The following is a 15,500-nucleotide window of genomic DNA, read 5'->3' on the forward strand; positions in this document are numbered from 1 at the left end:
TGGTAAAACTCCTAGTCTTCGTCGATTTTGAGCACCGCCATAAACGCTTCCTGCGGCACTTCCACGCTGCCGACCTGCTTCATCCGCTTTTTGCCTTCCTTCTGTTTCTCCAGCAGCTTCCGCTTACGCGAAATATCGCCGCCGTAACATTTGGCAAGGACGTTTTTGCGCATCGCCTTAACCGTCTCACGCGCGATAACCTTCGTGCCGATGGAGGCTTGAACCGGCACCTCGAACATTTGGCGCGGAATAAGCTCCTTCATCTTTTCGCAAATAATTCTGCCGCGGTTGTAAGCGCGGTCGCGATGGACGATAACGGACAAGGCGTCGACCTGCTCGTTGTTCAGCAGAATGTCCATCTTCACAAGATTGGAACGGCGGTAGCCCGACAGTTCATAATCAAACGAAGCGTAGCCTTTCGTCCGCGACTTCAGCTGATCGAAGAAATCGTACACGATTTCGGACAGCGGGATTTCATATTTGAGCGTAACGCGGTTCAGGTCCAAATATTCCATGTTCACGAACTCGCCGCGTTTGCCTTGGCACAAGTCCATAATGGCGCCAACAAAATCATTAGGCACAATAACGGATGCTTTCACATACGGTTCTTCTACATAATCAAGCTTGCCCGCTTCCGGATAGTTGGACGGGTTGTCGATTTGCAGCTGCTCGCCGTTAGTCAGTGTTACTTTGTAAACAACGCTTGGCGCGGTTGTAATAAGCGGGATGTTGAACTCCCGTTCAATCCGCTCCTGAATAATTTCCATATGCAGCAGCCCAAGGAAGCCGCAGCGGAAGCCAAAGCCCAGCGCCGACGACGTTTCCGGCTCGTACGTGAGCGATGCATCGTTCAGCTCCAGCTTCTCCAGCGCTTCGCGCAGATCGTTATAATCCTGCGTTTCAATTGGATAAAGGCCGCAGAATACCATCGGATTGATGCGGCGGTAACCCGGCAGCGGCTCGGGAGCCGGATTTTTCGCTTCGGTGATCGTATCGCCGACACGCGTATCGCCGACGCTTTTGATACCGGCTACAACGAAACCAACGTCCCCGACAGCCAGCTCGTCAACAATCGTCATACGAGGCTTAAACGCGCCCACTTCGATGACTTCGAATTCCGCTCCCGTTGCCATAAAACGGATTTTTTTGCCGGCTTTGATACTGCCATCCACAACGCGCACATACACAATAACGCCTTTGTAGGGATCGTAGTGCGAGTCAAAAATAAGAGCTTTCAGCGGCTGGTCCGGATCGCCCGTTGGCGCAGGCACCTTCGCTACGACCTGCTCCAAAATTTCCTTGATGCCAATGCCCGCTTTCGCCGACGCCAATACCGCATCGCTCGCATCGAGGCCGATGACATCTTCGATTTCCTGCTTCACCCGTTCCGGTTCCGCGCTTGGCAAATCGATTTTGTTCACGACTGGCAAAATTTCCAGGTTGTTATCCAGCGCCAGATAAACGTTGGCCAGCGTTTGCGCTTCAATGCCCTGTGCAGCATCCACCACTAGCAAAGCGCCCTCGCAGGCGGCAAGGCTGCGGGAGACCTCGTACGTAAAGTCGACATGCCCCGGCGTGTCGATCAGGTTGAGGATATATTCCTCGCCGTCATCGGCGCGGTAAGCGAGGCGCACGGCCTGCAGCTTGATTGTAATGCCGCGTTCCCGCTCCAAATCCATTTGGTCGAGCACCTGCTCCTGCATTTCGCGGGACGAAAGCGCTCCGGTATATTCCAAGATCCGATCGGCTAGCGTCGACTTGCCATGGTCGATATGCGCTATAATCGAAAAATTCCTTATTTTCTTTTGCCGGCTCCGAACGTCTGTCATGCCAATCCCCCAACATTTCCAATATTGCTAACCATTCCGTCTATTATAGCAATAACTAAGGGAGCCAGCAATGCAAGAACATGAGGGACAAGCAACCCGCCGCCAATTAGCTCGTCACAGAGTCAAATAACGAAACGACCCATTTGATGCCGCTTGTTGTAACCGTCTGCAGCAAGCCTGCCGTACCGTCCGCCAGCTTGTTGACAGCGGCGTTATCGCTTTGATCAATTGGCCTGCCGTTTTCTTTGGCCTGCTCTTCAGCCAGCCTGCGAACCTCCTGCAATTCCTTCTCCAGCTTGGCAATGCGCTGCTCGGTTAACCGGTCTCCTGTTGTTTCCGCCGCCGGCTTGCCGGAAGATACAGACGGTTCCGCTGCGATGGAAGAAGGCTGTCCGCCTTCGATCGGCCCGTAAATGCGCTCGATCCCAGAAGTGGATACCTCCATGCCATAGATCACCATAATGACAATCGCTCCGCCCAGCAGCACCCACTTCAACGCGTTCCATCTCATGCACATTCACTCCTTCTCTTTGTTTTCATTCCGTTTCCCGCCCGCCGCCGCTTCCATGCCGGTTAGCTGGCCGGGCCGGTTACTTTTTTCGCATCCGTATCTTCGTGATAAATATCGGCAATGACTTCGGCAAGCGCGTCAGCCGTCCGGTAGCATTCCTCCGGCGTATTGTCTACGCCGCCGATTTCAATCAGAACGCTGCCCGGCGATAGCGACTGGTTATATTCGCCGTTTCCTTCCGATTTGGCCCAAATGCCGCGGGACAAGCCTTTATAGTCTTTTTCCAGCTCGGTTTGAAGACGGGCTGCAAAAGCTTCATTTTCTTCCCAGTTCTCATTTTTGTGCCCGATAATGAAAAATACTTGGGCGTAACTTTTGCCATTGATTGTCGTGGTAGTTAAAGAACGGCCTTGCGAGTCCCGGTGAATATCAAAAATATATTTGAGCTGCTTGTCTTGCGCCATGGCATCCTGAACCGTTTTTTTAGAATATTTGTAGGAGTACGCGTAGTTATAGTCTTTAATGGTAGCGGCATAGTTTTGGTCGGAGTGCATCGTAGGTACTCCCATTTTATCCAATTGTTCCGCCATTCTTTCACCTACCAGCGTTACATTCGTTTTAGGAGAATCGGCAGATTTGGCATCCTTCCCGACGACAGGGTACCAAGATTCCTGATTATGCGTGTGATAAATAAATACTACGGCGTCCTTGCCGTCCTCTTGTCCGCTGCCAGCAGGCGGCGCGGAAGGCGTTGCGGATGTTCCAGGCGTTGGCGCCGGTGTAGCAGGCGGAGGTTCGGGCGTTTGCTGAGGCGGCTCGCCCGATGGCGTGGACGGCTCGTCCGATGGTTGTTCCGACGGCGCGGGAGGCAGCAGATCATCATCGTCTTCCGGCCCGACCGATACGTCGGTTCCTTCCCCTCTGCGGATCAGGAAGGATGTATTTTTTTTCATGCCGGGCATTTCTACGGCCAGCATGCTTTTAGGATCGTATGGATTTATGTCCGTGAGCAGCCTCATGACGAGACCGCTAACTTGCTTCCCGGACAAACCTTCATTTTGCTGTGCGGTTTGAAAAGCAGGCAGCTCCATCTCCAGCATACGGCCAAAAAAACCGCTGGATAATGATGCCGCAAATCCTTTCATCGAAGATACCGGCTCAGCCGATGCCTGTCGCTGCGCAATACCTGCGGCTCCGATCAGGATGAAAAAAAACATCGAACAAAACGATAAAACAGCAAACGTTCTGCCTGTTGCAAGCAGCTGGCGAAGTTTATTGCTTTGCTTGGCCAAATCCAGCGTAATGATTGTCCTTTTTTTCATCACGTTACATTCCCTCCCTCGTCTGTACTATTAATCTATGAGAGAGACGCAGCTCATAGAACTGCAATCGGAATGATAGAGTAGCAGCATCCGGAGCGCGCGAAATTACCCGTCATCAAAAAAAAGCGCCTTCCCTAAAGGGAAAACGCTCGCCAACGATCCTTCAAAATCTTCTAATGCGTATATGCCGCCACATTGGTCGTATCTACTGCCTCGTGCAAAGAAGCGTTCAAGCCGCTGGCAATAATGTTGCCGATATCTTCAATAAACTGGTCGATTTCTTTAGGCGTCACAAGCAAATCATGGCCAATCGGGTTTAACACCTCTTTTACCAGCTGGAGTCGCTCGTTCTCATTCATCTGGTTAATCAGACCAAGAATTTGGTTCGTATCGCCTTTGATTTGCTCAAAATGATTTTTCATCAGCTCAATGGTGTTCGTAACGATGGTCGAAGCATAAACAACCGTGGGAACGCCGATTGCAATGACGGGTATGCCCAATATTTCCTTGGTCAGCCCGCGGCGTTTATTACCGATGCCGGAGCCCGGGTGAATGCCCGTGTCGGCAATCTGGATCGTCGTGTTTACGCGGTCCAGCGAACGGGATGCCAGCGCATCAATGGCAATTATGACATCAGGTTTCGTCCGTTCCACAATGCCTTGTACGATTTCGCTGGACTCAATGCCCGTTATGCCCAAAACCCCGGGAGCAACTGCACTGACCGCACGATAACCAGGCGCAACCTGATCCGGCATCAATTCAAAAAAATGGCGGGTCACCATGACGTTTTCAACAACAATTGGCCCTAATGCATCGGGAGTGACATTCCAGTTCCCTAAGCCGACGATCAGCACTTTAGCAGTTCTGCCTATACCGATCCGCTCCAGGAAAGTCTCGAAATATTTGGCGAACTTGGTAGCCACCTTATCTTGAAGGTCGGTATCCTGACTGCGCAGCCCCGGTACTTCAAGCGTGACGTAATGGCCTTTCATTTTGCCAAGCGCACGCGAGCCTTCTTCTGTCATGACTTGCAGCTGCGTTACTTTTATGCCGTCTTCTTCCGATACATGGGAAGTGACGCCGGGGATTGGCATACCGGAGCCGGATTCCACCAGCTCCTTTGCCTCCAGCGCCAAGTCGATCTGTGTATCAAACGGCTGCATGTCCAGATCTGCCATCTATTATCGCTCCTTGCTGTCCGATTTCTGCCGTTAGGATTCGCAAAATCTGGCTGTTTCATACGAAGGCGCGCTATTGCATTTTACAGGTGTGCATGATAAGATATTTTAAGTTGTGTTGTCTAGCTATGTTTAGGAGGTGAATGTAAATGCCAAACATCAAATCCGCTGTTAAACGCGTCAAAACGAGCGAAAAACGCCGCGCTTTGAACGCTTCCCAAAAATCTGCTCTTCGTACGGCCGTTAAAACTGCTGACCAAGCAATCGCGGCAACTGACGTTGAGGCTGCTAAAGCAGCTCTTGTTGTTGCAACGAAAAAATTGGACAAAGCCGTTACTAAAGGCCTGATCCATAAAAATGCGGCTGCCCGCAAAAAATCCCGTCTGGCTAAAAAGCTGAACGCTCTGTCGGCTCAAGCTTAAGCTCATTGGGACTTTCCAAACAACCCTATCCCCTTTTCGGGCGATAGGGTTGTTTTTTTATGAGCATTATGGTTATCGCTCGCTGCCGCTGCTGCCTGTATGCCAAACCGCGCACAAGCCCAAGGGCAAGTGCGCGGTTTGAGCCCGTAATTTTATCGGGCAGCGGTCTCGCGGGATACGCCAAGCGACAATAAAAACAGCTCAAGCCCCAGCGTTTTGTCAATCGCTCCGGTCTTCATCTTGTAATCCAGCTCCGCCAAATCGGATAATAACACTGCCAGACGCTGGACCGAAAACCTTCTGCTTTTCTCCACCGCGAGCTTGACCGCATAGGGATGGAGGCCAAGCTGCCCGGCCATTTGCTGCGGAGAATAGCCTTGCGGCTCCAGTTCTTTAATTTGCAGCATAATCCGGATTTGCCTTGCAATTAACGCCGCAATCCGGATCGGCTCCTCTTTGCGGGTTAACAGCTCCTTGTACAGCTGCAGCGAGCGTGCCACCTGCAATCCCGCCATTGCATCTACAAGCGCAAATACGTCCTCTTCTACCGTCGAGGCGATAAGCATCGCCGTCTGCTCTTCATCTATCGTGCCGCCCGGACCGGCATGAAGGCATAACTTGTCGACCTCCAGCGCAAGCTGCTGCATGTGCGCGCCTGTACGGGATAGCAACAGCTCGGCTGCCGCTTCCGTCATCGTCCTTTTTTGATCGGACGCGCGTTTTATAGCCCACTGCTTCAGCTGAGAGGCGTCCAGCTCCTGGAACGCAACAAAAGCGTTGCGGTCTTTTAATGCTTTGACCAGCTTGCGGCGCTCATCCAGCTTGTCTGCCTGCACCGTAAATACGATAACCGCAAAATCGGAAGGATTATCGAGGTACGCCAGCAGCGTTTCCGGCTTATGCTCGATTTTGGCATTTTCCTTGCCTGCAGAAGCAGCCAGCACAGAGCTGTCACGAACCCATATCAGTTTGCGTTCCATAAAAAACGGCGGCGTCTCCGCCTCCAGCACGACTTCGTCAATGGCTGTTTCAGCCGTATCAAATTTTACAACGCCCAGTTCTTTTTCGTCAGGCTTAAACAATGTATCCGAAAGCTTGTCCACAAACTGATTTATCCGGTACCGGTCACTGCCAAACAGCACATATACGGGGCGGATTTTCCCGTTTTTCAGCTCTTTCAGCGCTTCTGTTATTTCCATTCGATTTCACCTATTTTCTGTGCTTACTCGGTCTATTATACCAAGCGGGCGATCATTCGTCGAAACTATTAAACAACGAAGGGATGGCCGCCTTATGCAGGTGCCATCCCTTCGTCCCTGAACATCTATATAAACATCCGCATACTGGCCCATGGTACCGTCCTGCGAATGGTCATAATCGTGTTAAGGCGCTTTTTCGGTCTATCTCTTATGTTTCAGTATACGCAGCCGCGTAAAAAAGTGTGCGGAACCTTTGCATAAAAATGTTATTCTGCAGGCGATTTTTCATCCGTTTTGGCCGTCAGATCAATCTGGTATTTCTCTTTGCCGCCTTGGTCCAGCTCCACGACATAGGTCAGGACGGTATCGGAATCATCCCATTTTAAGTCCGTAATTTTGCCGTTTTTACGATCGGTTTCGAACACGAGCCCGCCGTCGTTCATAAATACTTTAATGGTATACCCTACAGCTACCGCCGAATAACGGCCATCGGCCGACTGCGCCTGAATAGGGCCAGGTATCGCAACCAAAGGCTGCTGGTCGCCGGAAACGCCGCTTTTCGCATCCGGTTTGGAGCCATTCTCTTGATCCGATTGCTGAATGCTCATGTTAGGCTGATTTGTGCTCGAAACGCTGCCGCTTCCAACGTTGCCAGACGAGCCAAAGCTGCCGGCCGGAAATTGATCATCTTGCTGCACTGCGTTCAAGCTGCCGCCATCCACAAATAATGAACTGACATTATCCTGTTCCGGATCTGAAGTGCCGCCAGGCCCGGCTGCAGCAGCAGGGGTTTGCTCGGGGCTGCCGCCCTGATCTGCAGAACCGGCAGAATCCGATGAGCGGTTGGCGCTGTAAGGCTCAACCGACTGCGCCTCCACATCCTGAACATCCGTCCCCTTCGCCTCTTTCCGAAGCTGCGGCGCTGTTGAACCTGTGCTTGCGCTTAACGATTTGTTGGCTTGGCTTGGGCTGACAGATTCAGCGGCATCGTTCCAAGCCGATAATCCCGCAAATGGATGCTGCCCTTGTAGGTTATATAATGCAATGAATACAGCGGCGACGACTGCAGCTGAAGCTAGGCCAGCCGTAAACCGCCTTCTCCAGAAACGTCCACCCGTCCGCGGTTTGTTCGCTGCCGCAGCTCCAGTTACGGTCTCGCCTTCCGCTGCCGCAGCCCCTTGGTGCTCCGCGTCGCCTTCAAGGCGGCTCACAGCTGTATTCCTCTCCTCGTCAAGCTGCGCCAGGCGCGGCAATATCGCATCAACCAAGCTGTAGCGGGGCGTCACCTTCGGCAAGCTTTCCAGCTCGCGTGACAGCCTGGTCAGACGTTCGTACATGTCTGAACAGTCGGGGCAGTTCCGAATATGGCTCATCATGAGCTCATGCTCCAGAGCATTCAAATCATCGTCTAGACTGCGCTGCATATATTCCAATATTTCTTGACAGTTCATCCCCGGACACCACCTTTCTGATAATCATGCAGTAATGTTTGCAGCTGTTGCCTCGCGCGGAATAAATACGACTTGACTGTGTTCAAGGGCAAATCAAGCGATTCTGCTATTTCGTTATAAGAAAAATCCTGCAAATACCGGAGCACGACAACGGCCTTATGATGCTCCGGCAGCTTGTCGATCGCTTCCCGGATGTCTTGTGCGGCGTACGATGCAAGCACTTCATCTTCAACATTGCTTTTTTCCTGGAAAACAAGCTCATGTTCTTCAATCGATATGGAAGGTTTCGTTCTGCGAAATTTATCGATGCAAATATTGGTTACAATTCTTCCGACCCATGTTTTGAATTGGGCTTTCTCCTCATAGGAGCCGATTTTCGTATAAATTCGTATAAGTGCCTCTTGCGCAGCATCCATCGCGTCCTGCTCATTGTTTAATATATAGTAGGCTGTCCGATAGACGTGCGTTTCAACCTCCCGCAAAAGAGCTATTAATGCATCGCGATCTCCCGCCTGGGCGGCCTTGATTAAGGCAGGCTCCACCACGAAGGATCCCCCTCTCTTACAATCTCATCGACGTAACGGCACTCAAAAAAGTTGCAGTACCATCTAAAAATAAATAAATACCTAGTTAAGCATAGCAAAAAAAAGAAACTGCGTATAGCGCGGATGAATGCCATTTACCTATGCAATATTGAACAAGGAGAGCTTCACAGCCGCCCTCCTTTGCAAAATATGAGTACGTTTTCTATTTCACTGTTCGTACAAACAAACCTTCACCGTCTGTCTTGAACTGGATTTCGCCCTGCAAATCGGTCCGCCTTACTTCCACGCCAGCCTCCTGCAGCCGCTCCAGCGTCTCTTCGTTTGGATGCCCGTAACTGTTATGCAACCCCGCAGAAGCTGCCGCTTCGGCCGGATGCCAATAGCGGAGCCATTCCATGGAAGTGGAATTTTTACTGCCGTGATGAGCAAGCTTTAGCACATCAACCCGCCTGCCTCCTTCGCCGCCGCCCTTTTCGCCGAATTGCGATAGAAATCCGCTGGGCCGGTTTTGCAAGCTTTCCAGCAGCAGATGCTCTTCCTGCGAACCAATATCGCCAGGAAGCAAAAAACTTCTTCCATTTAATTGAAGAGCTATCACAACGCTGTCCCCATTTTGCTCATTTATCGTCGGAACCGTCCTGCTTCCCTCCTCTTCTTCCGGAGGCAGCGGCCATAATACGGCGAGACTCGTCTGGCCGTCCGCCTGCCACTGCTGCCCGGCCTGGGCGGCATACAGCGGGATCGAGCGCCCTATCGCTTGCCGCAGCAAACGGACTGCCTCTTGGTTTTCCTTAATACTGCCGTTCCACAATATCCGTTTGACAGGTATCGTATCCAGCACCGCTTTTAATCCGCCGATATGGTCCGTATCCAGATGGGTAATGACGAGCAAATCCAGCTGATGCACGCCGCGTTTCATCAGAAGCGGGGCTACGACATCCTTCCCGACTTCAAACGGATCGCTGCGCTCCTTCCATTGCTCGCCTGCTTTGCGGAACGTAACCGTTCCCCCTCCATCTATTAAAATATGTTTGCCCGACGCGGTTTGCACAAATATCGAATCGCCTTGCCCGACATCCAAAATATCTACTTGCCCTTCCCCGCGGCTTCCGCCCGGAAAATAAGCCCACAGCAGCAGGGCGGCGGCAGCCGCTGCAGCCGTCGCAATCCCGGCATTATACAGCTTGCGCCGCCTAGCTGCGGTTTGTTCATCCAGCATCGATATATCATACTCCGCCAAACTTGGCGCCGCCTGATCAAATACAGCCATACCAGCTTCCATGGCGAGCAAGGACTGCCGGACAGACGGCGTCACCAATTCCCCTTCGGCCGTTAAAGCTTGATAGGGCTTTCCGGCAGCTGGCCTGGCAGAAGCCTGTTTTATAAATAATGCTCCGCTGCCGGTGGATGGATCAGATGGCCTGGTTTCTTCCTCATCATGGGCGAAAGCGGCTTGTGCTCTTCTGCTCGACGCGGCAGCTGCAAGCAGCCAAAACAGCAAGCCGATGACGATATACCATAAAGCTATCCAGCCAAATGAAGGAGAAGCCCATATCGTGCGCAGCGGTTCAGCGGAAGACATCCTATGAACCAGCCAGAAGGTGATGTCGTTTGCGTACACGGATAGAAGCGCCAGCACCTTGCCTCCAAGCGGCCATGCTGCGCCCAATATTAACGCGCCTCCCCCAATCGGCATTACAATAAAACTGATAAAAGGAACAAGCACCAGATTGGCCATAAGGCTCAACAGATGAAACTGGTTAAAATAATAAATGGACACCGGAAAAGAAATCAGCTGCGCCACGATCGTGACTGCCAGCAAATCGTACAGCCCTTTCCAGCGCGTTCCCTGCGGCAGCGCAGCACGGAAAGGCGAGACGCCTACAATTAAGCCTGCCGTCACCAGAAACGACAATTGAAAGCTGACATCTTCAATATAATAAGGATTCCACGCCAGCATCAGCACAGCTGCCGCAGCAATTAAATGAAGCCCGTCTTTCAGTTTGTTCATTCTGGCGGCGAGCAGCCCCAGCATTGTCATCAGACCTGCACGCAGTACGGACGGCGACCCGCCTGTCAGAAGCACATACAGCGGGACGGCGCCAAACACTGTCATCAGCATTCGTTCTCTCGTGTAATCCTGCAATAAGATTGAGATGAAATTCTTTCAAAACCCTTAATACAACAAGACACCATTTCACAAATTAATGATACGGATTCATTAATTATTGAGACTGGAGTGTTTTTTTTCAACTTTTTTTGAGATAAGTTGACATCCAGAAAAACAAAAAAAGCAGCTTGGTCGCTGCCTTTTATTTATTCGCTATATTTTAAGAAAGCTTCGCTTCCACTGATATAATGACTAGTTGTACCATTCGAATTTTGATTCGAATGGTTAATTACCAATGTACCATTTCTGATATCGTTTCTGATCTTCCGAAGATCCACTCCGTACATCTTACTTATCTCCCCTACTGTATAACCCCACCTAACTATTCGCTCTTCAGTTTCTTGAAGAATATATTTTTTTAGACTTCCATTGTCAATAAAAAGTCCACGGAAATTGTTCTGTGATTCCAAAACAACTGTTTTTAGTTGACCTTTCGAAATCAATTTCATAAGTTCTATGTTACTAACACCAAGATGTCGAACAGCAAAGTTTGCCTTTCTAAACGATAATGTATCCGCTGGTATGGATTGCAGTAATTGACTATGCTTGAAAATTGATTGTAGACTATTCACCGCATCTTCTCTTAGAATTATCCAGTCTGCATATCCATCATGGGTTGGTCCATGTAATGCAATTAATAGTTCAGCATGAACCATTTTAACCACAGTAGCTTGTTCGACACCGAAATATCGCGCAACTTCATGACTAGACATCGCGGTCATTGATCGTTGAATGTAATCAATTACACTCTGCTTCTCAATTAAGGAAACTTTCCCCTTTATAGAATCTGATGACAGTTTACAAATATGATTTTGCTCAATAAGATGAAGTAATTTGTGTTTGGCTATCCCGAATGCCATTATTACCTCACCCATCGTAATGTATCTTTTCTCACCTATGTTCAGTTGAGCCGAGTTTCTCCGATTAACAAACTCAGTTGTAAGATTGCTCAAATACTTTTTATATTCATCCTTATATTTCCCCCCGTCAGGTCTTGCGTAAATTGTATCCAACATTCGCAATTTCAACTTACGCGACTCTTTGCTTAGCTGATCTATTTCAAATAGAAGTACAGGCATGTACTTCTCAGGATGTATAATTAGTCCATGCACTACAGTCGTTAAACAGGTCATCATTTGAAGATCTCTGGGGGACTTGTTCTTTTGACCAAATTTAATGATTTTATGGTCATATCCCTTCAGATAATTATCGATTTTCAAATTATCGATCACATAGCAAAAACGTATAAAATAATCAAAATACTCCTTCTTCCCCATATGTAATTTGGTTTGAAAAGCCTTTTGTGCGCCGAATTCTGACTCAGTAAAATTTTTGTTTTTTTCGAGATGTTTACTGAAGATAAATCCACACCTACACTCATCCGCCATCAGCCTCGACATATAAATTTTTCTTTGGCAATTCGGGCATTTTTCTAACAGTGATGTTTCATGTGTTGTACAGATTGTAATCATCGATAAATCCCAAAAAAGTCGATGATATTTATCCTCTGCATAACAATACGGGCAATATCGTGTAAATGATGAATGAAAGAGTACTCTTGAACCGACTATCCCAATTCTTTCTTTCACCATGAATAGTTCATCATAACGATTTAACATCAGCTTTGTACAATCATATCCCGTGAGTTTTATTGCCTTTTCGTATTGCTTGAACCAATAGAGCTCTTTCGAAATATAATTCAGATTATACCGATAAACCATTGGTCCAATTGAATGTAACATCGAACCCAAGGTAGTGGAATAATTACGTTGCGCACATCTAAAAAGATACGAATAGATGCTCTCATTTACCTTTGGTGGGGTTCTATTATTGAAAAGTCGCATGATTTCATTCCTTTTCAAGATTAATTATGATTAGCAGTCTTCGACTCTAATTAAAGCTATAAGTCTTCGAATCCACGAATGTGATTCGAAGACTTATTCAACTTCAACTAACTATGCAACAAAAGGATTTAGCCCGTTACCTATGCAATTATGCAAAATCAATGCTTCTTTGAAGTCTTCAAAGGTTATCTTAAGATGTTCCTTTTCCATTGCAATCTCTGCTGCTTGACCGATCAGTTTCATTAGTGCACGTAAAACGCCGTTTGTAACATCAAAAAGCCGATTATAAAATTCTGGGTCAGCTAAGTTTGATGATTCGACAAACGGAAGTTGCTGATCAATTTGATAGAGCAACGTGCGAAATTCATGGATCCTTTCTTCATTTTCAAGTCCAAATGGGTGCAGGTTGTAACGGATTGTAAACCTGCTTTGCAATTGGTTATTTTCTTTAACGACATCATACGCCTCTTTTTCATACCCAAAGAGTACGACCGGAACCTTCGTTAAGTTAATGATGGATTTAAAATAATCCGCGACTTCATAATTGACACTTTTGTTCTTTTGATTTTTGAAGTGTTGGAATTCATCTAGAATAATGAGTTCAACACCGCAATCCCTTATTAAATTAACAAGACGTGTGTTTTTGTTCCCCCTTGTGCCACTAGAAGGATTGTAATCACCTAATTGTCCAAGAAGATCTTCCATGAACGAGGTTATATTTGCTGGACTGAATATTTCTGCATGCAATATGGTTCGCTTAGTTGAATCTCCCACATAAATAATTTGGGAATTTTCCCTCAAGTATGCAGAAATGAGTTCGGATTTACCTACACCGGATTGTCCTTCAATTATTGCGCATTGCAAACCAGTTGCCGAACTCAAAGACTGATGGCAGGTTCTTATTATGTCCAACCCTTTTTGAACACGGGGATGATATATACGAATATCTCTAACGATCTCTCTTCTCTTTTCTATATCCATAGAAGAGTAAATTGCTCTATCGGTGGAACTAATATTTTCTTGCACTTGTAGCCCTCCAGTTAGTTGTATCAACACCCTCGAAAATGTTGATATTCTTGTTTATACTACTTTTACTTGGTACCGTCTCTTGATTACGAACGGGTTTATCTGAAAATACTTGATTCGACCCAACCCCTAAAAGACGTCCAATCTTCCCTACAAACGATTTCCCGTCAAAAATTATGTCCGTAACCTTTTTCTTTGCTCGCGCAAGAGCAGATAGATCAACAGAATTAAACTCTGCATTTGCGATCCTTTGATAAACTTTATGCGCATATTCGTTAAGACCTAACGCATATTCTTGATTCGTGCACGGAACATCAAAATACGTTTTTTCAAAGGGATCGTAGACATAAATTTTCCCAAGATCCGATGGATCATATTTAATATCTACGTCTTTGTTTCGGTATTCTACTTCAATCTTCCTTAGAAGCGTATGAAGAGCGGGACTTTGATAAAATAGATTATCCATGCGAATACCATGTCGTTGAATGGTTCTTGACTCCATTTTCATCAACGCGATTTCCCACTGCAGCTTTGATGTTGGTATATCTGGTTCTCCATAGGTTTTGATGCCACTCTCCCAAATTTTGCTTGGGATTCCCCTCACCCCCTTATTTGTATCTTGAGCATAATAATCTAGCAGCCATATATGAAAAACCTTAAGAAACTGTGACAATGACATTACCGCATTTTTCTTAGGATCGTAGTCACCCTTTTCAAAAATATTTGAGAAAGTAGTTCCCGGTATCTTGTGAATAAGCGATTGATTTATAGTCCTAAAGTGCCTTTCAACAGCGCCTTTGTACCAAGGACGTTTTCCTGGAAGATGCTCCAGTTTGATATTAAGCTGAGCACATGCATCTTCCAAATTGTCACCCATAAAATCTTTGCCACGGTCCGTTACTAACAAATCTGGCAGACCATATGCCAACCATGGATTTTCCACTTCCGGGTAGAGTTCCTTGATATAATTCTTTGGTGAAATGGCATGTCGAAGCGCATGCATAATAGCTGTATACGATGGGGGCTCAAACCCAAAGTAAACTCCTAGTGGGTAGCCAGAAAATACATCCAGAAGGGTTGTAACAGTTGGTCTCCCTAATGGTATCTTTTTCTCTTCATCGACGAGAAACAGATCGAGTAGTGTATGATCTATTTCTACTCGCTGTAAAGGACGATCTGGTTTTTTTTGTAATTTTACTTGAAGATATTTCATGTACGAGAACCGCCCGCCTTTTTTTGATTTCGCGATATCTTCCTGATCCCGCCCTTGCACACGACGATACACTGTTGCACGCGAAGGATATTCCAATTTCTCCTTGTCAATACGAAATTCATTTATCTTATCTATTTCGTAAATCACAAGTTCATGTATATCCTTAGGGTTGACTGCTTCTCGGCGTTTGTAATATTGATCAATCATTTTCTGAATGATCAATTCTACTTCCCGATTTATCAACTTCCCTTTGGGACCACATTTATCGTAAATTGCAACCAAAGACCAGATGTTACAATTACTTTGTTTATAGTCTTTAAACCATCGATAAATTGATGCACGAGAGAAGTTGTAGCCTTTGTGATGATATCCCCCATCATTGAGCTCTGCTAATCTTGCATCAACGTAAGGGTTTAACGATTTCACATCTTCCAGAGCTAACAATGGCTCAATCGCAAATAATCGAAACTTTGCAAGGTCCTTTTGTTTATCTGGGAGTTTCGAAAAATCAGCGCCAATATTTTTACGGATTACTTCCTCCGTAGTATTCTTACCTTCTTCCGAAAAGACAATTTCGCCTTTTTCCAATGCTTCATAAAAAAATTGCTTTGGAAAAACTTTTTTTCGTCCCGAAGCCAAATTTTTACATTCAAAATTGTCTTCCTCTAATTCTTCCATAATCACAAAACTTCGATCATCGAATAAAAACTTTGCACCACTGCCAAGAGATATTCGTCCCATAGTTGATCCCTCCATAAAAATCTTTATTTTAATGCTGCATTAGAAGAAA

The 15,500-nt window shown here is 47.2% G+C and carries 12 protein-coding genes; 1 reads left to right on the plus strand and 11 read right to left on the minus strand.

All coding sequences use genetic code 11. The features are described 5' to 3' along the window. Positions 1-11: 11 nt before the first annotated feature. The 4 genes from lepA to gpr form a co-directional block, all read right to left on the minus strand. On the minus strand, positions 12-1,829 hold the full coding sequence (gene lepA, locus ET464_RS07890; protein WP_129439814.1) for a translation elongation factor 4: 1,818 nt from the start codon (positions 1,827-1,829) through the stop codon (positions 12-14). 106 nt (positions 1,830-1,935) lie between these two features. Then, positions 1,936-2,340: a DUF3679 domain-containing protein gene (locus ET464_RS07895; protein ID WP_129439816.1), complete on the minus strand. Its 405-nt coding sequence runs from the start codon at positions 2,338-2,340 to the stop codon at positions 1,936-1,938. Positions 2,341-2,402: 62 nt separating this feature from the next. Beyond that, positions 2,403-3,662, minus strand: a complete 1,260-nt coding sequence (gene spoIIP / locus ET464_RS07900; RefSeq protein WP_129444201.1) for a stage II sporulation protein P — start codon at positions 3,660-3,662, stop codon at positions 2,403-2,405. A 173-nt stretch (positions 3,663-3,835) separates the two neighbouring features. Beyond that, on the minus strand, positions 3,836-4,840 hold the full coding sequence (gene gpr / locus ET464_RS07905; RefSeq protein WP_129439818.1) for a GPR endopeptidase: 1,005 nt from the start codon (positions 4,838-4,840) through the stop codon (positions 3,836-3,838). 149 nt (positions 4,841-4,989) lie between these two features. On the opposite strand from gpr, the gene rpsT reads away from it, so the two are divergent. After that, positions 4,990-5,262 carry a 30S ribosomal protein S20 gene (rpsT, locus tag ET464_RS07910; RefSeq protein ID WP_129439820.1) on the plus strand — a complete coding sequence of 91 codons (273 nt, stop codon included), beginning with the start codon at positions 4,990-4,992 and terminating at the stop codon, positions 5,260-5,262. A gap of 152 nt (positions 5,263-5,414) precedes the next feature. Here the strand turns inward: rpsT and holA are convergent, their stop codons facing one another. From holA to ET464_RS07945, 7 genes are all read right to left on the minus strand, one after another. Continuing rightward, positions 5,415-6,461 (minus strand): DNA polymerase III subunit delta, encoded by a 1,047-nt coding sequence (holA, locus tag ET464_RS07915; protein WP_129439822.1) that lies wholly within the window; start codon positions 6,459-6,461, stop codon positions 5,415-5,417. Between the two features lie 266 nt (positions 6,462-6,727). Continuing rightward, positions 6,728-7,912 carry an anti-sigma factor family protein gene (locus ET464_RS07920; RefSeq protein WP_129439824.1) on the minus strand — a complete coding sequence of 395 codons (1,185 nt, stop codon included), beginning with the start codon at positions 7,910-7,912 and terminating at the stop codon, positions 6,728-6,730. Then, on the minus strand, positions 7,909-8,457 hold the full coding sequence (locus ET464_RS07925) for an RNA polymerase sigma factor (protein WP_129439827.1): 549 nt from the start codon (positions 8,455-8,457) through the stop codon (positions 7,909-7,911). The genes ET464_RS07920 and ET464_RS07925 overlap by 4 nt, the downstream gene beginning before the upstream one ends. A 202-nt stretch (positions 8,458-8,659) precedes the next feature. Then, complete coding sequence (locus ET464_RS07930; protein ID WP_129439829.1) at positions 8,660-10,579, minus strand: ComEC/Rec2 family competence protein; 1,920 nt, start codon at positions 10,577-10,579, stop codon at positions 8,660-8,662. 194 nt (positions 10,580-10,773) lie between these two features. Continuing rightward, positions 10,774-12,471 (minus strand): TniQ family protein, encoded by a 1,698-nt coding sequence (locus ET464_RS07935; RefSeq protein WP_129439831.1) that lies wholly within the window; start codon positions 12,469-12,471, stop codon positions 10,774-10,776. 111 nt (positions 12,472-12,582) lie between these two features. After that, on the minus strand, positions 12,583-13,497 hold the full coding sequence (locus ET464_RS07940; RefSeq protein ID WP_129439834.1) for a TniB family NTP-binding protein: 915 nt from the start codon (positions 13,495-13,497) through the stop codon (positions 12,583-12,585). Further along, the gene (locus tag ET464_RS07945; RefSeq protein ID WP_165279943.1) at positions 13,481-15,451 is read right to left on the minus strand and encodes a TnsB C-terminal domain-containing protein; all 1,971 of its coding nucleotides are present in this window, start codon (positions 15,449-15,451) and stop codon (positions 13,481-13,483) included. Before ET464_RS07945 ends, ET464_RS07940 begins: the two co-directional genes overlap by 17 nt. Positions 15,452-15,500 lie beyond the last annotated feature (49 nt).

The organism is Paenibacillus protaetiae (assembly GCF_004135365.1).
Taxonomy (GTDB): domain Bacteria; phylum Bacillota; class Bacilli; order Paenibacillales; family Paenibacillaceae; genus Paenibacillus_AP; species Paenibacillus_AP protaetiae.